Below are 21,530 nucleotides of genomic sequence, written 5' to 3'. Positions count from 1 at the left end.
GGTAGGGGAAAGGTGAGTAAGCTGCAGCTGTTTAAGCTAACCGCAACAGGTGTTTTAGTACAGTATAAATTGTTAGACAATAATATCTACAAAGGTTTAACGCTTTCTAAAATTTATTCTTCCACATCATGCTTTCAACCGGGCGGGTTGACGGATTATTGTATTTAGCGTTGCCTTTGCTGTTGTACTTAGTTTCAATTTCGCCTTCAACAACAAAGTAAATAAGCTGGCCTATTGGCATGCCCGTATACACGCGCACGGGTTGCGCTACCGAAATTTCGAGCGTCCAGGTGTTGCAAAAGCCTACATCTCCTTTACCGGCAGTAGCATGTATATCAATACCTAAACGGCCCGTGCTCGATTTTCCTTCTAAAAAAGGAACATGACTATGAGTTTCTGTATACTCTATAGTAACGCCCAGGTAGAGGGTGCCAGGTTGCAAAACAAATCCGTCTTTAGGTATTTCAAACCCGTCAATTTCATTATGAACTTTAGCATCGAGCACCCGGTTGCGGTACGTTGCCAGGTATTTACCTAAATGTACGTCGTATGAATTTGTACCCAGGCACTCGCGTTTAAAAGGCTCAATAATGATGGTGCCTTTTTCAATTTCCTCTAAAATTCGTTTGTCTGATAAAATCATTTTGCGGTGACGGGTTACGCCGACGAAATTAAATTATTTAACCTAATTTTGCGCTCTGTTTTTGTAATTTAACAAATGGCCATAGCTTTTAATAAACAGGTAGACGCCGATACCGAATTTGCGCTGTGGCGCATTGAAGAGGAAGCAGATTCCCTGTACCACCAGTTGCAGTTAAGTGATGAAGAAAAGGCTTTTGTAGAGCAACTGGCTAATGGTAAGCGCCATTTACATTGGCTGGCCACCCGCGTTTTATTGCGAACCATGCTGCACACTGATGAGTATATAGACTGTAAAATTGATGTACATGGTAAGCCATACCTTGTCAATTTGCCTTACCATATTTCATTAAGTCATTCTTTTGATTACGCGGCGGTTATGATAAGCCGAAGCCGCCCGGTGGGTATTGATATTGAGCAGGTAAAACAAAAGGTTGAACGTATTGCACCAAAGTTTTTAACGCCTGCCGAACGGGCTGTTATTGATGCGCAACATAAAATCAATCATTTATATGTTTGCTGGTGCGCTAAAGAGGCTATTTATAAGTGTTACGGTCAAAAGGAGGTTTCATTTTTAGATAACATAGCGTTACAGCCATTTGCCTTTGCACCTGAGGGAAGCCTTAATGCTAACCTGAGCAAAGGAGATATTAATATTAACTATAAAGTTAATTACCTGCAGTACGAAGATTACATGATAGGTTACGTAAAAGCTTGAGCCATGAAGAATAAGCAGGTAGAATACCAGGACTGGGGACTGATTGATTATAAAGAAGCCTGGGATAAACAGGAAAGTATTTTTAGCCAAAGCGTGCAGCTTAAAACCCGTATACGCAATCATCAACAGGCGGTATTGGCCGGTACTGAAAAGGAGGGAGAAGAGATAGTAACTCCTAACTATCTTATTTTTTGTGAGCACCCGCATGTTTATACCCTGGGTAAAAGCGGAAAAGCCGATCATCTTTTACTTGATGAGGACGGACTAAAGGAGAAAGACGCCGTTTACTATCCTATTAACCGTGGGGGCGATATCACCTATCACGGACCGGGTCAGTTAGTGGCATATCCAATTTTAGACCTTGATAACTTTTTTACTGATATACACCTTTATCTGCGTACGCTGGAAGAGGCCGTTATACAAACATTAGCACATTACGGCATTACAGCCGGCCGTTACCCGGGCTATACAGGCGTTTGGCTCGACCCGGATAATGAGCAGCGTGCCCGCAAAATTTGCGCTATGGGCGTGCGTTGCAGTCGCTGGGTAACCATGCATGGACTGGCACTTAATGTTAATGCCAACCTAAGCTATTTTGGCCATATTGTACCCTGTGGTATTGATGATAAAGCCGTAGCCTCCATGGAAAACGAGTCGGGTAGAAAAGTGGATATGAATGAAGTTAAAGAAATCCTTAAGCACCATATTTCCGTACAGTTTGGTATGGAGATGATGGGATGAGAAAGATAAACCTGATTATATTACTGATGATAGCCTTAACCGGCTGTGCAAACAAAGCCATGAACGAGATAGAAGCTAACCTTGGGGCAGGTTTATCATTGCCCAAAGATGGATTAAGTTATTTAGCTCTGGGCGATTCATATACTATTGGCGAGGCTGTACCGGCCGAAGCATCGTTCCCATACCAGCTGGCAGCCGGTTTAACAAAGCAGCAAATCAAAACAGCAGCTCCAACTATTATAGCTCGAACCGGGTGGACAACTGACGAACTCATAGCCGCTATCAAGCAGCGTTCACTTACCCAAAAGTTCGATATAGTTACTTTGCTTATTGGTGTAAACAATCAATATCGCGGTTATAATATTGATACCTATCGCACTGAATTTGTGCAGCTACTTAATACGGCACTTGCTTACGCAGGCGGCAACAAAAGGCATGTGTTTGTGGTATCGATACCTGATTGGGGAGTAACGCCTTTTGCTCAAGGTCGAGACCGCTCGCAAATTGCCCGCGAAATTGACCAGTATAACGCCATAAACAAGGAGGAAACCCTGAAAGCTGGAGTGAGTTATACGGATATTACACCTGGCTCGCGCAATGCTGCTACAGATGCTGCTTTGGTAGCCACTGATGGTTTGCACCCGTCGGGCAAAATGTATAGCGAGTGGGTAGCTAAGTTGCTGCCCGAAGTTGTAAAAAGTAGCCCCTTCTAAATCTTCCACGGTAAGGTATAATTCTGCATTTTCAAGGACTTAGAGCCCCTCTTCCTGGCGATAGTTGGGGCGGGGCCACTTGCCTTCCGTTCGCTGCGCAGTGTAAATTCCTGTATCTCCACTGAAGTAGTAAGCAGTAAAACAGGCTACTGCAAATAGTAATGCGTGCTCGCTGCCAAAAAGTTCAATTCCCATAATGGTGCAGGCCAGCGGTGTGTTGGTAGCTCCGGCAAATACGGCTATAAAGCCTAACGCTGCAAATAGGCTTACGGGAGCGTTAAGTAACCCTGCCAAGGTGTTTCCCAGGGTAGATCCTATGTAAAATAAAGGCGTAACCTCACCTCCTTTAAAACCTGTTCCAAGCGTAACAGCAGTATAAACAAGTTTCCATAACCAACTCAAAAAGTCGGCACCACCTTGTTGAAAGGCCGACACAATAGTTACTGCACCCGGGTATTGCGCATCAACTCCTAAGCTTAAGTAATCGGGCTTGCCCAAAATAAATGTTAAGGCAATAATGATGCATGCGCCGCAAACAGGTATAAACCATTGTATTTTAATTAAACGCAACGACAATGTTTTTACACCGTGTACTGCTTTTGCAAATGCAAAAGCTGCCAAACCAAAAATGGCTGAGGCAATAGCGGTTTTAAGCAACAACAAAAGGTTAATGCCTAAATGATGCCCAAAAATGTCTTGGCCTTTTGATACATAGGTGATGTGGTAAAGCGTATGATGAATACCCCATGCTGAAACGGTGACATCGCCAATAAAACCGGCAATAAGACAGGGTAGTAGTGCATCATACTTAATGCGGCCAATAGTGAGTACTTCCAGGGCAAAAATTGTACCTGCCAGCGGTGTACCAAACACGGCCCCAAAGCCGGCAGCTATACCGGCAGTAAGCACAATACGTGTGTCGGCTTCATTAAGTTTAAACAGGCTGCTTATCCATTTGGCTATGCTGCCGCCTATTTGTACGGCAGTTCCCTCGCGCCCTGCCGATCCACCGAATAAATGCGTTATAACCGTAGTAAATAAAATAAGCGGAGCCATGCGCTTAGGCACTCCTGCGCCCGGCTTATGTATCTCATCAATAATTAAATTATTACCCCGCTCGGCCGATTGCCCGTACAACTTGTACAGAAAATGGATACCCACACCTGCCAGCGGTAAAAGGTAAAGCAACCACGGATGTGCAAAGCGGTAATGAATGCTCCAGTTTAGCAGCCACAAAAATAAGGCTACCATGCAGCCTATAGCAAAAGCAACGGGCACAATAATAAGCGTCCAACGGGTAATATAATATAAAACTGAGTACTGTGCCGAGGTGAATTTTTTAAACATAAGCCTGCAATGCAATAAATTTTACCATCTATTGGGCAGGCGCTATCAGCTTTTAAGGGCGGTTCAATTAGGTGAGCACCATCACCTTTAAGTATAAAACAAATATAGCTTCCCGGCTTAATTTATCAAAATAACTTCTTACTCTCCTTTGGGCTGTTTGGCGCTGCTTAGCACTTTAAGTAATGTCATTTCCAAATCGCCGCCTCGGAGATTTTTAGCTACTATTTTGCCATCGGGGCTAATTAAAAAGTTTTGAGGGATTGATTGCACAAAGTAAAGTGCGGCCGCCTCGTTGTTCCAAAATTTAAGGTCCGATACCTGTGTCCAGTTCAAGCCGTCATCTTTAATGGCTTTTAACCAAGCCGCTTTACCGTCCGGACGATCCAATGATACACCGAGAACAGTGAAGTTCTTGTCTTTAAATTTGTTATAAACACGTACTACGTTAGGGTTTTCCTGGCGGCACGGGCCACACCATGATGCCCAAAAGTCAAGCAAAACATACTTGTTCTGCTTGCGGAAATCAGATAGCCTAACCGGTTTGCCATTTTCATCATTTTGCGTAAAATCGGGTGCAATAGCACCAATAGCGGTAGCTTTTAACGCTGCAAACGAAGCTTTAAGCTGCTGTCCCTGTGGCGTTTCTTTAAGCTTTTGTGATAAGCTGTTGTATAAAGGCTCAATTACATTTACATCCGCCGAGGGGCCACCCATTGAACTTACGGCCATAAGGCTCAGGTAGCTGTAGGGGTGAGCAAGAATAAAGTCTTTTAAATACTTTTCACGCTCAACTTGTATGGCCTTAAACTTATCCTGCATGGTATTTTGATACACATTGCTTTGGTGTTGTTGAGGCGTAGCTGCCTGCACTTCCTGATAAATTTTTTCGGCACGGGCATACAGGGGTGCCAGGGTAGTGTTAAGCTCCTCGTTATCCTTATTAATTTCAGAACCGGTTATTTTACCTTTTGATACCGAATCGGTAGCGGCAAGATAAATATTCCCTTTTTCCAAGTATAAGTTTAGCACATCATCAGTTTTTGATATGCCTGCAAAACCTACCCCACGATGATCAACTATCAGCATTGCACTAACAGGGTTGGCAACCTTGCCGGTAAACTGAAAGGCTCCGTCAACAAGGGTAGTGGAGTCAAGTTGTTTTCCCTGGCCTTGCTGATAGAGTAAATAAACACGGTAAGGCTGTTTAACGGTGGTTAGCTTGCCGTTTACAATAAAGGTTTCGCCGGTTTGAGCTATAGCAAAAGCCGGAAGCAGTAAGCTTATATATACTAATATTTTTTTGAGCATTGGGCTGTTATTAAAACAGATTATTTAACGTTAAAAAAGCGTATTTGGTACAACAACGCCATTTATTGCTTATAAGGGACGTTACGCCAGTTTTTGATATGTTCTCCACCATAAATCGGGCATTTCGCCGGTAATTGCTGTTGTATAATCTTCGTAACGGCAAGGCACCAGGTGGTACCGTTCATTTAATGATCCACCTGTAGGGTATGGTACCTGCATCCACCAGCGGTCTGTTTTCTTGCTTTTAACAAATACTATTTCGTGCTCGTCATGCTTCAACGTGGTTTTATAAACCAGGTATTGCGATTTGGGCTGCAAAGGGAAATCTTTTTTACGGTTGTAAAAACCATCAATAAAATACCAAACCATTTCAGCTAAAAGCAAAGCCGTTTGCCCGTTATTATCATAAGCCGGGTTAAACTCATAAAAACCTATAGAGCTAAGCTTATCATTAAAGCCGGCGTAGCGGCACATCTGGCAGGCTTCTTCGCCATAAAAGCCGTTTGGCGTGGCGTTGGCATTGGCAGCTGCGTCTGATGAACGTATGGCACCCATGTCAAAGCTAATCATATTGGCATTACGAATAACAGGTTCGGTAACGTTGATATTGCCCATCAGTTCACCCAGGCGGTGTACGTCGAAGAATAAATTGTCCATTACGCGCAAACTCTCGGGGCTTACAAAATAAGTTTGGTGGCCCAGGTTGCTATAGTTAAATAAGTAATTAGGCTGATGCAGGAATATTTTATTAAGGTATGACTGAGATGTGGTTGCATCTTCGTTTTCCATGTCGGCCTGTTCGTCCAAATCAAAGTGCGAGTCTAATACCACCAAATCTACCTTTTGCTCCATCTCCTCGTAGGCTAGGTACTGGGCATAGGTCAAATCCTGACCTCCACCTAAAATTACCGCCATAATATCCTGTTTCACTAATTCGGCAACAATGGTTTTTACGGCAAAGTAGGTATCATTAATACTTGCACCTTGCTTTATATTACCAAGGTCGTATATTTTTGAGTTGTACTCGCCTTCGTAAAGCGTATAAAGTTTTTCGCGAACATAATCAGGACCTAAGGCACAGCCTGTATTATTAATGGCATTACGATCTTCCTGCACGCCAAAAATTACAAGGTGGGGTTTTTCTTCAAGGTCGGGAAAGTATTCGGAGTAAGTTTCAATTTTACTTCCCAACTGACCGGCGCGGTAGCCCTGAGCTGGTTTTATTTTATCTAAATCAACTGGCGAAAAGAAATCAGCTAATGACATATCCTGTGCGTACTAAAGCCCAAATATCCATTTTTTAAATTAAATTGCGCTGTTTTTATTAGAAACAACCCTTTCGTAAATGATTCTGGTTACCGGCGCAACAGGTTTTTTAGGCTCAGTGCTAACAGCACAATTGGTACGCCAAAATGTGCGGGTACGTTGCGTAAAACGCAGTTCATCGGTTATTCCGGATGTACTTAAACCCTATGCCGCGCTCATTGAGTGGCACGATGCCGACCTGTTGGAAGAACCAATATTAGCCGATGCATTTGAAGGCATAACCAACGTTTACCATTGCGCTGCCTGGGTGTCAATCAAACAGGCTGATAAGGAGCCTATGATTTATACCAATGTTACCGGTACGGCCAACATTGTAAACCTATGCCTTGAGCACAATGCCCGCCTTTTGCATGTTAGCTCAATAGCTGCTGTAGGTGCAGCTAAACCAGGTTTGCTCACCACCGAAAAAAATCACATTGAAGAAACGCCGGTTAACAACGTTTATGCCATATCAAAGCTGGAAAGCGAAATGGAGGTTTGGCGCGGTATTGCCGAAGGTTTGGATGCGGTTGTTATCAACCCATCAGTTATCATAGGCGCCGCTGCGGGCACTACCGGGAGCGGTAAAATATTTGAAACGGTACGTGCTGGTATGAAATACTACAGTAGTGGCAGCTGCGGTTTGGTTGATGTTGATGATGTAGCCAAATGTGCCATTGCTTTAATGAATAGTGATGTTACCGCCGAGCGTTTCATTATTAACGCCGAAAACTGGAAGTACAAAGACTTGTTTGAAACAGCAGCCCGTTGCTTTGGTGTTAAGCCACCAACTACCGAAGCAAAACCCTGGATGCTGGAACTGGCCTGGCGTGGAGCTGCCGTTATTGCTACCTTAACAGGAAAAGATCCATCATTTGATAAGATTGCCGCCCAGGCTGCGTCTGTTGAACAAAACTATGATAATAGTAAACTCAAAAAGGTAATTGATGTTGAGTTTAAGCCAATAGCGCAAAGCATCAGGGAAATTTGTGAGGCATTGAAGCAATAGTTTCAATTACTTATCGAGCAAACACCGTAATCAATCAATCAACAAAAAAACTATATTTGCCCGCAACCATGGGCCAGTATTATATAATTGATTTTGATAGCACTTTTACGCAAGTTGAAGCGCTCGACGAGTTAGCACGCATAAGCCTTAAAGACCATCCGGGCCGCGAGGAAGTTTACCAACAAATTGAAGATCTTACGAACTTAGCAATGGAAGGTAAGCTTTCATTTGCCGATAGTTTAGAGGGGCGTATCAAATTGCTTAAGGCAAACCGCAGCCACCTCGATTTACTTGTTAAACATCTCCGTAAAAAGGTATCGCCATCGTTTTCACGCAATAACGTTTTCTTTAAAAATCACCAGGAAGAAGTATTAATTGTATCGGGTGGCTTTAAAGAGTTTATTACGCCTGTTGTAAGTGAGTATCACATTAAAAAAGAAAATATTTACGCCAACGATTTTGAATTTGATTCCGAAGGCAACATCATAGGTTATGACCGCCAGAATCCGCTTTCACAAGAAGGTGGTAAGGTTAAACTGTTGAAGGAATTAAACTTGCAGGGCGACATTTTTGGCATAGGTGATGGTTACTCCGATTTTCAGTTAAAGGAATCGGGCCTTATCAAAAAGTTTTTTGCCTTCACTGAAAATATCGAGCGTAAATCGGTAGTTGAGAAGGCAGATCACGTTACGCCAAGCCTTGATGAGTTTTTGTACATAAACCGGCTGCCACGCGCTATATCATATCCCAAAAACCGTATAAAATGTTTGGTTGTGGGCAATGTAGAAGATGAAGCGCTATTGCAGATGCGTAAAGAAGGATACAACATCCGTCATCATGATGAAATTAAAGCAGAGTATTTGCAGGAGGCCGGTATTTTGTTTTGCGACGAAGCACACCAACCTACGCCCGAGCAACTGCAAAATGCAGGCAGGTTAAAAGTGATTGGCTGCTTTGGAAAGGTAAATAACCGCAAGGTTATAGATGCTGCCTGCGAAAACGGTATCATTATATTTGACGACCCCAAGCATAACCCCCGCAATGCCGACTTTTTACCAAAGCGTGTGATTGCTTTTATGAACGAGGGTAAAACCCACACCAGCTGTAATTTTCCTGATTTGCAGCCGCCGCGTATAAATAACGCACACAGGTTAATACACATTCATAAAAACGTGCCGGGTATACTTGCCAAGATTAACGAGGTATTTGCTCGCCACAATATTAACATTGCGGGTGAGTTTTTGGTAACCAATTCAAAGATTGGCTACGTAATTACGGATGTTGATGCAGGTTACGACGAGCAAGTATTAAGCGAGCTTAAAAATATTGAACATACCATTAAGTTTAGGTTACTTTATTAAGAGAATTAAGAGTCAGAGCCCGTAATCAAAAGTGGGACCTTACAGGTAAAAAGCGGCTGTCTATACTTTTTATTCTGTATTCTTTACTTTCATCTCAAAAACATATCGTGTTTTGCCTGTTTATATAAGTAAACCATTAAGCCTTTATATATGGAAATTAACAGGATTTTGATTGGGGTAGACGAAAGTAAATACTCTGATCATGCAGCAGCTTACGGATTTGGACTTGCGCGTAAACTTGGCGCGGCGGTGGCTATTGTAAATATAATTGAACCGGTTATTGCCCCGGTATCACCCATGACTGATACTACGTTTGGTTTGCCGTTTGAAGGTACCGCCGATGTTACGGCCCTAGATATGGTATCGGCTCAAAACCAATCGGCCGATAGTTTACTTAATCGCATTACACAAAAATATGGTGAAGGTATAGAGGTTACTCAATACACAGATCATGGTGCGGCAGCAGATGCCATTATTAGTTGTGCGGCGCAGTTTAACGCCGGCATGATTATACTCGGAACACATCACCGTAGCGGGTTTGACCGTTTGTTTATGGGTAGTGTGGCCGAGGATGTTGTACGCAATGCTGATGTACCGGTATTGGTAGTGCCGCTTAAAGACGAGAAAGAAGATTAAATAAAAAAAGGCTTTACAAATAGTAAAGCCTTTTTCTATTTATACGTCAATTGTTAACTGATAACATCAACATTGTTTGCCAGGTTACGATAGTTGATTTTCTCTTTAGGATTTGTGCCGTTCAAGAATTCCTCAACATTAGTGTAACCATCACCGTCACTGTCTAAAGCTCCGTCTTTTGCATCTTTAGGGTTCAGGCCATTTTTTACTTCCCAATCATCTGGCATACCGTCTCCGTCTGTATCTTTAAGTACCTGTGATGGTTTAAAGCTTAGTACAGGGTACCCGCCAACTTCGGCAATGTCTTTAATTATACCTGTTTTAGTGGTGGTTTTACCGGTACGTACCATTTCGGTAACGCGTTTATCAACTGCATCACGTTTGGGAAGCGTTGCGCCAGCTTTAGCCAAAACAGTTTCAAACGCTGCTTCGGCAGTTTGATGCGGAGCAACCGGCCATCCTTCAAACGGTGTATTTACGCGCGCCAGTTTCTTTATATCGTCTTCGTTTTGGTTAGCTCCCTTGGCACGCATGCCTTCCCAGTTGTTGTTGGTAGCCTCTTTATTGCCATCCATAACGTTGCCGGCAACATACCATTTGCCCGGCCTAACCGGGGCTTTAGGGAACCAGCCGCCCTCCGCCCACGCACTTCCCGGGGAATATTGGCTTCTTTGTTCAATACGGGCAAATACACCGCGCATATCATCATTAGTTGCGGGCCCTGGTTTAAAATAATTATTTATGATGTTGATTAACGAAGTTTCGTCGCCGCCATCAATTGAACGATGACGCCAGTTAAAAATAACATTATTGCGAAGATCAAATGCACCCGACATGCCTATTGATGGGTTACGCGCTGTATTACTTGCCAGCAGGTTGTGGTGAAACGTTGATGGATTGCCACCCCAGGTGCCGCCAAATGCATGCCCTTTAGCATCTAACGCCTCACTGGAAATTGTCCATTGAATGGTAATGTTTTCGGCCGGGTCTTTAATTTGAGTTTTGCCGTCAAATGAAGGCCTCATGTGCCTGTAAAGTGATATGTTTTCATCCATGCCCCAGCTGGTTGAGCAATGATCAATAATGATATGATGATAAGGGATACCGCCAATATTATCGTCGCCCTGACCGCCAACCGGCACACCACGACGAACGCGAAGGTGACGTATGATTACATTGTAGGTATTAATATTTAATGTGCCCGCTATGCAAATACCATCTCCCGGGGCCGATTGGCCTGCTATGGTAATATCGGGGCTATTAATATCAAGGTCTTTATCTATTTTGATAGTACCTGCCACACGAAAGACTATAATGCGTGGACCTTCGGCTGCTAAAGCAGCGCGTAGACTGCCGGCGCCACTATCATTCAAATTAGTTACAGCTATAACTTTACCACCACGCCCGCCGGTGGTAAACATGCCGCCACCCCATGCGCCGGGAAAAGCCGGAATAGCGGTTTCGGGTAAGCGGGGAGGATGTGGTGGAATTTGTCCTTGCTCCTGCGCATTTACGCGTTGTGTGTTTGATGAAAATGCAAGTGCAAACAACCCTGCTACTGCAAACTTATACGATGTTCTCATTTTAGTATAAAATCTTGACAAGTTTTTATTGGTTTATAAATCAAGAAGTTAAATATAAAATAAGAGCCATAAAATGAATGTAACATTTACGTTTTAAATCGTAAACCTCAATTTTAAAGCCATAGTTGCGAACAAATAGAACACAAAAACAAAGCGCATCTTTTTTTGAAAGATGCGCTTTGTAAATCCTGTTCTGCAGATGTGGATTATATCATATAGTTCCAGCTATGCGTATCAGCCGCACGTCCGTAACGTATATCATTTAACGAATTCAGTAATCTATTTGAAAACTCACGGCTTGCCGGATCGCTCAGCGTTAATTCTTCACCCTCATAGTTAATTGCACCAATAGGGGCAATAGTAGCAGCAGTACCTGCTCCAAATGCATCGGTAAGTTTACCGCTGCGTGCGGCTTCAACAATTTCGGTAATTGGCACACGGCGCTCCTCTACGGTAATGCCCCAGTCTTTAGCTAAAGCAATAACCGTATCGCGGGTTACACCATCTAAAATGGTATCACGGGTTGATGGGGTTACTAATTTGCCATCAATCAAAAACATAACGTTTGCAGCGCCAAGCTCTTCAGCATACTGGTGTTCTTTCGAGTCGGTCCAAATCATCTGGTCAAAACCTTCCTCAACTGCTTTACGGCTGGGCAGCATTGAGCCTGCATAGTTTCCTGCAGCTTTGGCAAATCCAAAGCCACCTTCGGCAGCGCGGGTGTACTTGGTTTCAAACTTTACGCGTAAAGGCTTGGTAAAGTAAGGGCCAACCGGGCAGGTTAGTACGATAAATTTATAAGTGTTTGATGGCACCACACCTAAGTAAGGGTCGGTGGCAAACATAAACGGACGAATGTATAATGAATATCCATCGGCTGCCGGCACCCAGTCGCGCTCTACGTCAACCAGTGCAGCAATGCTTTGAATAAACATATCAACCGGTAACTCAGGTGCGCACAAACGCTCGGCCGATTTATTGAAACGTGCAGCATTCTTGTCAGGGCGAAATACTGATACGTTGCCATCGGCATGGCGGTATGCTTTCAATCCTTCAAAAAATGCCTGACCGTAGTGCAATGATGAAATAGCCGGGCTTAACGCAATAGGACCGTAAGGTAAAATTTCAAAATTCTTCCATTCACCGTCGGCATAGTCAGCCACCAGCATGTGGTCGGTAAAAGTGTGGCCAAAGGTCAGCTGGCTAAAATCTGTTTGAGCCAGGCGCGATTGGGTATTTTTCGTTATCTTGATGTCAAGCGTTTCTGTAGTCATGGCCTGATGATTAAAAAAGTAAGGCTGGCAATTTAAGATTTTTTGTGCTTAAAGGCTAATGAGTTGCTAATTAAAACTAATTTGTGTCAGGATTAAGATGCTTTCAGGAGTAATACACAAGTTCTACGTGATAGCTAAACATGTGATAAATATTGTTAATTGCTTGTATTTGAACCTGAGAAGTTTAGATTTGTAATTAACTAAATCCTTATTCGAACTACGAAATATTACCCCCATGAAAAAAATACTATTAACTGCCCTTGCCGCACTTCCGGTGGCAACTATGGCACAAACCGGTGCCTTTACGGTGAAAGGTAAAATTGGTAAAGTTGATGCTCCTGCGAAAGCTTACGTTCAATACCGTAAAGACGGAAAACTTGTAGTTGACTCGGCAATGGTTAAAAACGGCGAGTTTGAGTTTAAAGGAACTGTTGCTGCTCCGAGCCAGGGCTATGTGTTATTGAGCAAAAAGGGCGATGGCATGAACAAGGTGCGCGATTACCAGCAAATTTATTTTGAAAGCGGCGTAATTAACATCACCAACGCGGCCGATTCATTGGGTACGGCAACCGTTACCGGTACACCAACCAATGCCGAAAATGAAGCATACAAGGTAATGAATAAGCCTGTAACTGCTTTATATGCCGAAATGAATGCAAAGGCTAAAGCAACTCCTGCTGCCGACAGACAAAAACCTGAGTTTAAAAAGGAGATGGAGGCGATGGAGAAAAAGGCCGACGAACAGTCTGACATAATTAGCAGAAAGTTTGTAAAGCAATATCCTAAGTCATTAATTAGTTTGAACTTAATTGGTAATATGGCTTACGGAATGGACTATGCTGAAATTGCTCCTTTATATGCTGCTCTTGCACCATCGGTTAAAGACAGTGAAAGCGGTAAGAAGCTGGGCGATCAGTTAGCTAAAATGAAGGTTGTAGCAATTGGTGCTGTGGCTCCTGAATTTGCCATGGCCGATACCACTGGTGCTATGGTTAAGCTATCATCGTTCCGCGGAAAATATGTGCTTGTTGATTTATGGGCATCATGGTGTGGTCCTTGCCGCCAGGAAAATCCTAACGTAGTACGTACGTTTAACAAATATAAAGATCGTAACTTTACTGTATTAGGCGTTTCATTAGATCGTCCGGATGCAAAGGATAAATGGTTAGCCGCCATTAAAAAAGACGGGTTAACCTGGACCCATGTATCTGATTTGAAGTTTTGGGATAATGAGGTTGCCAAGGCCTGGGGTGTACGAGCCATACCACAAAACTTTTTGTTAGATCCAAACGGTAAAGTAATAGCTAAAAACTTACGTGGCGATGCACTGGATGCTAAGCTTGGTGAAATTTTGACCAAAGCTGAAAAAGTTAAAGCCGAGTAATAAATTAAAAATAATAACAAAAGAAGCACCGTTGCATTGCAGCGGTGCTTCTTTTGTTTTACAGCTAATATGTTGTAATGCTTGCCTTTTTCTTTACCGTTACCACTTACTAAGTAATGCTGGCGTGGTTTTAGAAATTTTGATACCAGCCGGAATCAAGTAAACGTTAAATGCCTTTTTGCTGTTAGCCTTAACTTTGGTTTCAAAACCTACCAGCACGGTACCCGGGTTGGCGGCATCATAGCTATGAGGAGGTGCCGTACTCCATGATTGAAGTTTTACACCCTCAATGCCTTCAACCCTGAGGTGCATTTGCTTGCCGTTTTGCTTCAGGATAAGTTCATTATCTTTAATAGATGCCACACCTGCCGGAGTAAGCATTGCCCATCTTATTACGCATTCTTTGCTGCCGGTTTCAACTTCATCACTAATAAGCATATACTCATTATTAACAATGGCAACGCCACGCTCCGCCTTTTGTAAATCCTCTTTATAGGCCGGTGTAATATCCATTACTGCATACATAAACTTTGGCTTGTCAGAAGACTTGGTAATTTTTGCCTCACCCTTAACATCTTGCTTGTGACCATTTACTGTAAGGGTACTGTGTGAAAAGTTTGCATATCGGAATACATCCCAGCGTTGCGAGTTTTGCCCCATCTCCCATATGCTTAACCCAGCCGATTCAAGTGAATTGTACTGCTCCATGCCCAAATCAGCAGACCAGCGGTTGCCCTCAAAATCGGCCACAAAGGAGCCAACATCCATATGTCCGTGGCTTTCTGACGGACTGCCACCTTTAAAGCCCACAAAGATGCCCTTTTGCCGGCGCCAGTCAGTACGCATAATGGCAACCTGGTTTGCACCTTTGCCTTGCCACATTTTGTTTACAGGCGGCTTTGCAGCGCTTATGTTTATTGTGCCTGCCCAAATAATAGCAGCAGGCAAAATGCGATTACTTTTTGCGTTAAACTTTTTTGTTTGCAGGTAGGTTTTTTCAACAAACAGAAGGGATGGATCATTAAGCTGATTGGCAAACCAAAACATAGCCGGTTGCAAGCCCTCAATTCCACCCGCATCTGAGTAGTTAAATGGTATACCTGATGGACCTGTAAGAAACTCATAAAAAGTACCGGTATTCATAAAGCCGGGTTGGCTTTTCAAACCAAAGTCGGTACCAAAAAGCTTTTCCATTGCGCTTATAAAAAACACATTGAATGATGTGCCATAGCCCCAATAACTGTAGCCTTCTTTATAGCCACCGTCAGGAGCATACTCTTTCATTGGCTTCTGTATAGTGGTAATAGCTCGGTTTAATATGTTTTCTGCCAACGATGAATTACGCTCATAGATAGCGATAGCGCCGTAGCTTAAACCGGTGTTACAAACCTGGTTCCAGTTGTTAGTTGCCTGCAACCAGCTGTTATACTTGCTGTTAAGTGAGGGTTCGAGCCCTTTTGTTATAATGGCTTCGCTAATTATGGTTCGTGATTTTGGTGACAGGCCGTTGTACAACCAATCGTAACCAATGGCAACTGCCAGGCTCATTTCAGCCACATCTAAAAAATGACTCGGGTTCCAATCTGTAAAACTACTTACAGCCAGCATTTCTTCTTCAGCACGCTTCAAATATTTATCTTCATTGGTAATGCGCCACGCGTATGATAAAAAGAATATTCTGCGCAGGGCTTCACGAGATACGCTTAGTAGCCTTCTTCCGGTAACAATGCGTTCCTGTACTTTAGCTGTAAGCATGTCTTCGCATTCGGTAATAATACTTTTGTGTACGTTAAGCCAAAGCGTATCTTGCTTTAACAGCGCCTTAATCTGTGCCTCATCCTTTTTAAGCATTAGCAACCGCGGATGCTGCCTAAGTTTTGTAGTGTCAATAGTAGTTTGAGCTCGTACGTTTAAGGCAAGCGATATAACGGCAATTAAAGCCAGTGATATTTTACGATAAGTGATGTCTTTCATGTGGTAGTTATAGGTTTAAGTTTTTCGTTGTAAAATAGGGTAGGAGACTTTACAAGCTTTTTATTTGTGTAATTGAAGTTTAAGGTTAAAGCTTCATAAACTTTACAACATCGTCAACAAAAATTTTTTGCTGATCTACGAAAGGATAATGTGAACAGTTATCAATTGTGTCAAAGTATTTAAGACCAATGATGTTTTGTATGTCTTGGAGTTGCTTATTAGAAAATATCCTATCCTGCTTACCATAGATTCCAAATAGTTTCACCCCTTTAGTTTTTATGTTTCTAAGGATCTGCTTGGTATCAATATTTACCTGCTTCTCGTTTTTGTAGAAAAGTAGCGGAGCTTGATCATTACGAATGTTAGCGCGGCCGAATTCACTGTTTTTATAGTCAGCTTCTAATTGTATTGATTGTGGTGTGGAATAAGGCATACGGAAATAGCCGTATGCTGATGCAATCTCGTAACACTTTTTACGAAACTCTGCACTATTATGATTGAGAGTTTTGATATAAGATATCTGCTTCAACATGGCAGAATCCTCTTTCGCTATAGCAGTTTGAGAAGTGCTTTTTAGTATATGATCATACATCTCTTGTTGAGAAAATAATGCACCTGCCAGTATAAGTCGTTTTACCCTTTTCGGCCTGGCGTTGGTAAAAAGTGTGGCAACGATACCCCCAAAGCTGTGCCCAAGTATGGTAGCTGTTTTTAATTGATACTCCTGCATCAAATTATCCAGGTCGGTAATTGCCTCGTTAAAAGTCATGGTGGCTGCTGTGTCTTTTGAACGGCCTTCACCACGGCGGTCATAAGCAATAACGTAAAACCCTTTTTGTGCAAGTAATGGTGCAGTTGTGCCTTCAAATAAAGTTGCATTACCTCTTGGCCCACCATGAATATAGATTATGGCGGGGTTTTTAGGGTTGCCGTAGGCTTTGGAATAAATTTGTTGTGAACAAGCCTGGCTTGCTATAAGATGAAGTGCTGTAAATAACTGAAAAAAAGTATACTTCATTAAGGCGTGGTTAATTTGGCTTGAAAAGCCAGATTAACCACGCTAGTTTAAGCGCAACCGTTTAGGCATTCATGCGCTTCAAAGCTATAAAAATCGCTTTACTATATTTTGCTTACTTAAAGCGATGAATAAATAAATTCTAAGGTAACGTAACAACGCCCTTTTGGTAATAGTCTTTAATTCCTTTGCGCAGGTAGCCTCCGTCATCATCAGATGGTTCATTTTGTGCCGTTACACCATCGCCTCTTAAATCAAGGTAGGTGGTACAATCGTTAGAGCCCCATCCAAACAAAAATCCGATAACTCCGGCTTCGCCGTAGTGTGCAATTTTCGATTTATCACCGGTTTGCATAACCGGCTGTAAAAAGTATTGCACTCTGTTATCTTTATAATGACCCGGAGTACTGTTACAGCTTGCGGTTATGGTGTTGCCCATAGGTATTTGCCACAAAATAATTTTCTTGCCTAAATCCTGATTCAACTTTTTTAAGTAGCGTTGAAAGCGGTCATAATCGCTCAGGTAATCGTTATCAGCACGAGGTTCCATTGACCACCAAGAGTTTAGTCGTCCGTAAACCAGCTGGTATAAACCTGCATCACGATCTGAGAATTCAGAAAACAGTAAATCAAAATTAGCATTTAATGACTTGTAATAATTGGCCGTAATGCTTGCATGCTCTTCGGGGTTATACTTATTGCCAATTACATCAACACCGGTAGACCATTGTGAGGCATGCCAGCCCAGCAATACGTTAGGAGCATACTTGTTTCGCATGCTTACTATTGCCTGTGCCAAACCTTTGGCGTTATTGCTGAAGCCCTGTACATCAGGGTGATTGCTTAGACTAACCTTTATTGTTCTCCTGGTCACATCATTCTTATACATCTGCATGTAGCCAAACAAATCGGGCTCGTAATGAATTACAACCGTTTTGCCATAGCTTTTGCATATTTGAAGCAGTAGTTTGAAGTCATCAAAGTACTTCTTCATCAATTCGGCATCGTTTAAATTGATGGTTGCGGGCTCTTGAAACCGATTGCGTGCAGGTACAATATTATAGTAGGTAAATACAGGAACTTTGCCCATGCTGCCGATTCCGTTCAGGAAATTACGCGCATACTGACCTGATGGCCAGTTCCAGGTTGTCCAGCCGTTTGAAAATATGTCGCCGGCTAAATACACATAAACGTAATCAGCTTCATTTATAAAGCTGGCTCGTTGAGATACGTCTCCTTCAATACCAAAAGCTACCCGTTTGGGTAAGCCGGCAGGGATGGAGCCGTTAGCGGTAACACTTGTAAGTGAGGTAGTAGCTAACCTTTTTTCAGCTATAGCCATAGGTGCAACATCATCTTGCGGAGCTAAGGCGGCTTCTTTTCTGCAGCCAGCAGCAATCAGAAGTAATACAAAGAGCAGAGTTTTTTGCATACAACAGTTAAATTAATTAGGTACAGTTTTATACGAAATGTAATTTAGATTGTTGTAAGGCGCTGGTTAAAAAGTTTTCGTTGGATGCTGTGATAACCCGGTTTAAAGCTGCATTAACGACTATTTATACTGAATTGATGTATATTGACATTTCATTACCAGCCTAACTGAGAGAAATTAACATTGACATTGATCACTTGAAAGATAGATTTCAACACGCTGGTGTTATCTAACCGGGGTATTGGGAATAACATACCGTATAAAGCTGGTTTGTTACCGCAAAAACCTAAAGAACCAGGTTGCAGAGGCGATAAGCACTAAAACGCCTATAATGAGCAATATTTTGTTGTTTTGCTTATCTAATGCTGTTTTAGACATCAATAGCGCTGTGGTTATCCATATATTCCAACAAACAACGAAGATGGTATACATGCAGCTATAAACTAATTCAGACAGATCATATCCACCGCCGCCTATGCCCTTGCCTTTACTTCCGGTGTATAGTGTGCAAAGCAATACCACCCCGGGTACAATTAATATGGCTAACTTCCAAAGCATTTGTCGTTCTGCTAATTTATTGTTTGTTTTTACGCCATTCGTCGAGGCTCATTTCTTTTTCCTCATTTATGTCGTAAAACTTAATCTCGTATTCCGGATAAACATAAACGCGGAACATAAATAACCTTGAGAAATTATCATCATTATGCGTACCCGTTTCTACCAGGTAATATTCCCTATCGTCCGTAGGGCGTTCGGCAATTGAAACCTTATCAGCATTGCTTTTAACTTCGGGCAATGCTTCAATATCCTTAATAACTTTTTGTTCGGTTACAGGCTCAATAAAGGCTTTACCGGTAATAGGGTGGATACTCTTTAGTCGTTTTCCGGCGTACTTGCTTTCGTTGTCGCCGGCTTGGGTAAGGGTATCAGTAAACCAGGTGACCTGTACAAGCTTGTTTCTGAATTTAGCATTTGGTGCGTCATCCACTACCAGTTGCAACGTGTCTTTTTGCTTATCAATAAATACGGCAAACCAATAATCGTAATTGCCATCAAAATGAATGTATTGCAACGTATCGGTATGTAATTGTGGCTTATTAACCGCAGCGGTGGTGGCTGCACTTATAGTTGTGCTATCCTTATTAATAATGGTGGTGGGTTTTTTGTTATTACAGGCCATCAGCACACCTATAACCCCAAGCAAATAAATTGATCTCATAAGCAGACCTTTTTTATGAACTATATTAACACCATATAGTGATTAATGTTGGCATGGAAATAATGGGTACAGAAGTTAATTGAAAATCCTTATGTGTCTTAAAACAAAAAGCCTTTCAGTTTTCACTGAAAGGCTTTTCTCCTTGCTCGCCATGCAGGATAAACTCGATACAAGTCATCGAAAATCTAAAGATACGCAGGATTCAAATCCAAGATTAATTGCCAACCAAACTTTTGATTTTTTCTATCATGTTTTTTGCGTTTTCACTATTTGCATCAAGGCTCAGTGCTTTCTTATAACTGTTTAAAGCTAATACGTATTGTTTGTCTGTAAAGTAAGCTTCTCCTAAACTATCAAATATGTTGGCATTTTTAGGGAACTCTTCAGTAGCCAATCTAAATACTGTTACAGATGCATTGATTTTTCCTAGTCTTAATAGTTCATATCCTAGTCTATTTAGCTCGCTTGGATTTTCAAACATGTAGTCGTCTTTTGAGTTCTTTTTAAGTGAGTAATAGCTGTTTATAGCAGTATTAACGTCACTGATGGACTCCTTTCTGAGGGCTTGATAAATTGACTTTTTAGGAATCTCGTAGTTATTTCCCAGTATCAAATTGTGGATAGTATATCCCAAATCCCAAACCCGGTTAAAATTATTAGACAGCAATATGATGATTACATTATTTTTAAAATCGTTTAAAAAGATAGATTCGAATTTATAAGATACTCCATTGTGCCGTTGAAGGTCTTCCTTTTCAATGTACCTGCCAAGTGATCCACCTTCGTTAATTGCATAAGGGTTTTCAAGTAGTGTTTGAAAGGATTGTTTGGAAATTAGTTTATTCGTATTCATGGCTTCAATCCATTTATACAAATCGTTAATATCAACCCAAAGCCATCCGCTGATGAATTGCATCTCCGGGCATTGGGCGTTATCCATATCATAGCAAGATGTTCGGTTTTTAAAACCTGATTTCGGATCAAACACCGAATTAGTCATTTTTAAAGGTTTGATAATGTTTTTAGTAACAAATTCTTTGTAAGATATTCCAGTTACCTTTTCTATAATTCTTCTTTGTAAAAACACATTGCTATTGTCATACTTATAATTTTTTCCTGGTTGAAACAGTAAGCTATCGTTACCTCTTAAAACTTTCCAAGCCTCCTCATCGTTCTTTGGCACTAACAGATCGATTCGCGGAATTCCACTCGCATAATTGATGAGGTGTCTTATAGTAACTTTTTCTGCCCATTTTGGTAATCCAAAATTGAATTTAGAAATCGTATCATCAAGACTGATACGATGACGTTCAACTAGCATCATTATGGCAACGGCATTAAATTCCTTTGCAATAGAACCAATGTTAAATATTGACTTATTATTCAAAGCGTTTTTTTTCGTCCCATCTGTAAATCCAAACGATTTTTGATACATAATTTTTTTGTTTTTAGCAACAAGGACGTTTCCGTTAAATAAACCCCTTTCGTAGGATTTTGCCATTAATGAATCGATCAGGATGGTTGCATTCCCCTGTTGATGTGCGGGGTATGTTTTCTTTACATTCTTTTGAGAAAAGGCATTTACTGAAAAAAGGATAAGAAAAATTGCAGCTATATAATTCATCTATTGTATAAATTTCAACGTAAAGTTCTAATTATAGAAAGGAGGGTAACATATACATATGTTCAATACGCTAACTCTCTGATTGCATCGTGCTTAGATACCAACGGCTAACCGTGTTTCTTTGGAAACAAGTTAATTGGTTGTTATGATTGTAGCGAAACAATTTTGTGCAAACATGCAAGTGAAGCCACAATACATGCGGACAGTGTGAAATTACGTAACGTTGTTATCATCGTGATAAGTGACAC

At 41.8% G+C, this 21,530-nt stretch carries 19 protein-coding genes and 1 riboswitch; of the genes, 7 read left to right on the top strand and 12 right to left on the bottom strand.

Annotated elements, in window-relative coordinates; translation table 11 throughout:
* Positions 1 to 106: 106 nt before the first annotated feature.
* The gene (dcd, locus tag GO816_RS03995; RefSeq protein WP_157540042.1) at positions 107 to 643 is read right to left on the bottom strand and encodes a dCTP deaminase; all 537 of its coding nucleotides are present in this window, start codon (positions 641 to 643) and stop codon (positions 107 to 109) included.
* A 75-nt stretch (positions 644 to 718) separates the two neighbouring features.
* On the opposite strand from dcd, the gene GO816_RS03990 reads away from it, so the two are divergent.
* From GO816_RS03990 to GO816_RS03980, 3 genes are read left to right on the top strand one after another with little or no spacing between them, the layout of a single operon-like run.
* Positions 719 to 1,357: a 4'-phosphopantetheinyl transferase family protein gene (locus GO816_RS03990; protein WP_157540041.1), complete on the top strand. Its 639-nt coding sequence runs from the start codon at positions 719 to 721 to the stop codon at positions 1,355 to 1,357.
* Between the two features lie 3 nt (positions 1,358 to 1,360).
* Positions 1,361 to 2,098, top strand: coding sequence for a lipoyl(octanoyl) transferase LipB (gene lipB, locus GO816_RS03985; protein ID WP_157540040.1), 738 nt, complete (start codon positions 1,361 to 1,363; stop codon positions 2,096 to 2,098).
* The gene (locus tag GO816_RS03980; protein WP_157540039.1) at positions 2,095 to 2,811 is read left to right on the top strand and encodes an SGNH/GDSL hydrolase family protein; all 717 of its coding nucleotides are present in this window, start codon (positions 2,095 to 2,097) and stop codon (positions 2,809 to 2,811) included. Before lipB ends, GO816_RS03980 begins: the two co-directional genes overlap by 4 nt.
* Positions 2,812 to 2,850: 39 nt before the next feature.
* Here the strand turns inward: GO816_RS03980 and GO816_RS03975 are convergent, their stop codons facing one another.
* The 3 genes from GO816_RS03975 to GO816_RS03965 form a co-directional block, all read right to left on the bottom strand.
* On the bottom strand, positions 2,851 to 4,158 hold the full coding sequence (locus GO816_RS03975; RefSeq protein ID WP_157540038.1) for a voltage-gated chloride channel family protein: 1,308 nt from the start codon (positions 4,156 to 4,158) through the stop codon (positions 2,851 to 2,853).
* A 29-nt stretch (positions 4,159 to 4,187) separates the two neighbouring features.
* A riboswitch (Fluoride riboswitch) is annotated at positions 4,188 to 4,253 on the bottom strand.
* 43 nt (positions 4,254 to 4,296) lie between these two features.
* Positions 4,297 to 5,466, bottom strand: a complete 1,170-nt coding sequence (locus tag GO816_RS03970; protein ID WP_157540037.1) for a TlpA disulfide reductase family protein — start codon at positions 5,464 to 5,466, stop codon at positions 4,297 to 4,299.
* 81 nt (positions 5,467 to 5,547) lie between these two features.
* Positions 5,548 to 6,732, bottom strand: coding sequence for a formimidoylglutamase (locus tag GO816_RS03965; protein ID WP_157540036.1), 1,185 nt, complete (start codon positions 6,730 to 6,732; stop codon positions 5,548 to 5,550).
* A 79-nt stretch (positions 6,733 to 6,811) separates the two neighbouring features.
* On the opposite strand from GO816_RS03965, the gene GO816_RS03960 reads away from it, so the two are divergent.
* The 3 genes from GO816_RS03960 (at position 6,812) to GO816_RS03950 (ending at position 9,777) form a co-directional block, all read left to right on the top strand.
* Positions 6,812 to 7,780, top strand: a complete 969-nt coding sequence (locus GO816_RS03960; protein ID WP_157540035.1) for an NAD-dependent epimerase/dehydratase family protein — start codon at positions 6,812 to 6,814, stop codon at positions 7,778 to 7,780.
* Positions 7,781 to 7,848: 68 nt separating this feature from the next.
* Entirely contained in the window at positions 7,849 to 9,141 is a 1,293-nt protein-coding gene (locus GO816_RS03955; RefSeq protein ID WP_157540034.1) for an HAD-IB family phosphatase, read from the top strand.
* Positions 9,142 to 9,291: 150 nt separating this feature from the next.
* Complete coding sequence (locus tag GO816_RS03950) at positions 9,292 to 9,777, top strand: universal stress protein (protein ID WP_157540033.1); 486 nt, start codon at positions 9,292 to 9,294, stop codon at positions 9,775 to 9,777.
* Between the two features lie 53 nt (positions 9,778 to 9,830).
* Here GO816_RS03950 and GO816_RS03945 read toward each other — a convergent pair whose 3' ends face one another.
* Positions 9,831 to 11,360 (bottom strand): polysaccharide lyase, encoded by a 1,530-nt coding sequence (locus tag GO816_RS03945; RefSeq protein ID WP_157540032.1) that lies wholly within the window; start codon positions 11,358 to 11,360, stop codon positions 9,831 to 9,833.
* A 206-nt stretch (positions 11,361 to 11,566) separates the two neighbouring features.
* The gene (locus GO816_RS03940; protein ID WP_157540031.1) at positions 11,567 to 12,634 is read right to left on the bottom strand and encodes a branched-chain amino acid aminotransferase; all 1,068 of its coding nucleotides are present in this window, start codon (positions 12,632 to 12,634) and stop codon (positions 11,567 to 11,569) included.
* 235 nt (positions 12,635 to 12,869) lie between these two features.
* Here GO816_RS03940 and GO816_RS03935 point away from each other — a divergent pair, with 235 nt between their 5' ends.
* The gene (locus tag GO816_RS03935) at positions 12,870 to 14,018 is read left to right on the top strand and encodes a TlpA disulfide reductase family protein (protein WP_157540030.1); all 1,149 of its coding nucleotides are present in this window, start codon (positions 12,870 to 12,872) and stop codon (positions 14,016 to 14,018) included.
* 99 nt (positions 14,019 to 14,117) lie between these two features.
* Here GO816_RS03935 and GO816_RS03930 read toward each other — a convergent pair whose 3' ends face one another.
* From GO816_RS03930 to GO816_RS03905, 6 genes are all read right to left on the bottom strand, one after another.
* On the bottom strand, positions 14,118 to 15,992 hold the full coding sequence (locus GO816_RS03930) for a heparinase II/III domain-containing protein (protein ID WP_157540029.1): 1,875 nt from the start codon (positions 15,990 to 15,992) through the stop codon (positions 14,118 to 14,120).
* A gap of 85 nt (positions 15,993 to 16,077) precedes the next feature.
* On the bottom strand, positions 16,078 to 17,010 hold the full coding sequence (locus GO816_RS03925) for an alpha/beta fold hydrolase (RefSeq protein WP_157540028.1): 933 nt from the start codon (positions 17,008 to 17,010) through the stop codon (positions 16,078 to 16,080).
* Between the two features lie 139 nt (positions 17,011 to 17,149).
* A complete protein-coding gene (locus GO816_RS03920) occupies positions 17,150 to 18,439 on the bottom strand; it encodes a hypothetical protein (RefSeq protein ID WP_157540027.1) in 1,290 nt (429 codons plus the stop codon).
* 273 nt (positions 18,440 to 18,712) lie between these two features.
* On the bottom strand, positions 18,713 to 18,997 hold the full coding sequence (locus GO816_RS03915) for a hypothetical protein (protein ID WP_157540026.1): 285 nt from the start codon (positions 18,995 to 18,997) through the stop codon (positions 18,713 to 18,715).
* Between the two features lie 16 nt (positions 18,998 to 19,013).
* Positions 19,014 to 19,658, bottom strand: coding sequence for a hypothetical protein (locus GO816_RS03910; protein WP_157540025.1), 645 nt, complete (start codon positions 19,656 to 19,658; stop codon positions 19,014 to 19,016).
* 214 nt (positions 19,659 to 19,872) lie between these two features.
* Positions 19,873 to 21,282: a serine hydrolase domain-containing protein gene (locus tag GO816_RS03905; protein ID WP_157540024.1), complete on the bottom strand. Its 1,410-nt coding sequence runs from the start codon at positions 21,280 to 21,282 to the stop codon at positions 19,873 to 19,875.
* Between the last annotated feature and the right edge of the window lie 248 nt (positions 21,283 to 21,530).

Source organism: Mucilaginibacter aquatilis (assembly GCF_009755275.1).
In the GTDB taxonomy this organism is placed as follows: domain Bacteria; phylum Bacteroidota; class Bacteroidia; order Sphingobacteriales; family Sphingobacteriaceae; genus Mucilaginibacter; species Mucilaginibacter aquatilis.
Note: the sequence above shows the minus strand (reverse complement) of the source record. Positions and strands in the feature narration are given on the sequence as shown.

Excerpts from the sequence above, each read along its gene's own strand:
- GO816_RS03980 (WP_157540039.1), top strand. The coding sequence starts at position 2,095 with ATGAGAAAGATAAACCTGATTATATTACTGATGATAGCCTTAACCGGC.
- GO816_RS03905 (WP_157540024.1), bottom strand. The coding sequence starts at position 21,282 with ATGAATTATATAGCTGCAATTTTTCTTATCCTTTTTTCAGTAAATGCC.
- GO816_RS03990 (WP_157540041.1), top strand. The coding sequence starts at position 719 with ATGGCCATAGCTTTTAATAAACAGGTAGACGCCGATACCGAATTTGCG.
- GO816_RS03965 (WP_157540036.1), bottom strand. The coding sequence starts at position 6,732 with ATGTCATTAGCTGATTTCTTTTCGCCAGTTGATTTAGATAAAATAAAA.
- GO816_RS03940 (WP_157540031.1), bottom strand. The coding sequence starts at position 12,634 with ATGACTACAGAAACGCTTGACATCAAGATAACGAAAAATACCCAATCG.
- GO816_RS03975 (WP_157540038.1), bottom strand. The coding sequence starts at position 4,158 with ATGTTTAAAAAATTCACCTCGGCACAGTACTCAGTTTTATATTATATT.
- dcd (WP_157540042.1), bottom strand. The coding sequence starts at position 643 with ATGATTTTATCAGACAAACGAATTTTAGAGGAAATTGAAAAAGGCACC.
- lipB (WP_157540040.1), top strand. The coding sequence starts at position 1,361 with ATGAAGAATAAGCAGGTAGAATACCAGGACTGGGGACTGATTGATTAT.
- GO816_RS03955 (WP_157540034.1), top strand. The coding sequence starts at position 7,849 with ATGGGCCAGTATTATATAATTGATTTTGATAGCACTTTTACGCAAGTT.
- GO816_RS03920 (WP_157540027.1), bottom strand. The coding sequence starts at position 18,439 with ATGCAAAAAACTCTGCTCTTTGTATTACTTCTGATTGCTGCTGGCTGC.
- GO816_RS03910 (WP_157540025.1), bottom strand. The coding sequence starts at position 19,658 with ATGAGATCAATTTATTTGCTTGGGGTTATAGGTGTGCTGATGGCCTGT.
- GO816_RS03970 (WP_157540037.1), bottom strand. The coding sequence starts at position 5,466 with ATGCTCAAAAAAATATTAGTATATATAAGCTTACTGCTTCCGGCTTTT.
- GO816_RS03930 (WP_157540029.1), bottom strand. The coding sequence starts at position 15,992 with ATGAAAGACATCACTTATCGTAAAATATCACTGGCTTTAATTGCCGTT.
- GO816_RS03950 (WP_157540033.1), top strand. The coding sequence starts at position 9,292 with ATGGAAATTAACAGGATTTTGATTGGGGTAGACGAAAGTAAATACTCT.
- GO816_RS03925 (WP_157540028.1), bottom strand. The coding sequence starts at position 17,010 with ATGAAGTATACTTTTTTTCAGTTATTTACAGCACTTCATCTTATAGCA.
- GO816_RS03960 (WP_157540035.1), top strand. The coding sequence starts at position 6,812 with ATGATTCTGGTTACCGGCGCAACAGGTTTTTTAGGCTCAGTGCTAACA.
- GO816_RS03935 (WP_157540030.1), top strand. The coding sequence starts at position 12,870 with ATGAAAAAAATACTATTAACTGCCCTTGCCGCACTTCCGGTGGCAACT.
- GO816_RS03915 (WP_157540026.1), bottom strand. The coding sequence starts at position 18,997 with ATGCTTTGGAAGTTAGCCATATTAATTGTACCCGGGGTGGTATTGCTT.
- GO816_RS03945 (WP_157540032.1), bottom strand. The coding sequence starts at position 11,360 with ATGAGAACATCGTATAAGTTTGCAGTAGCAGGGTTGTTTGCACTTGCA.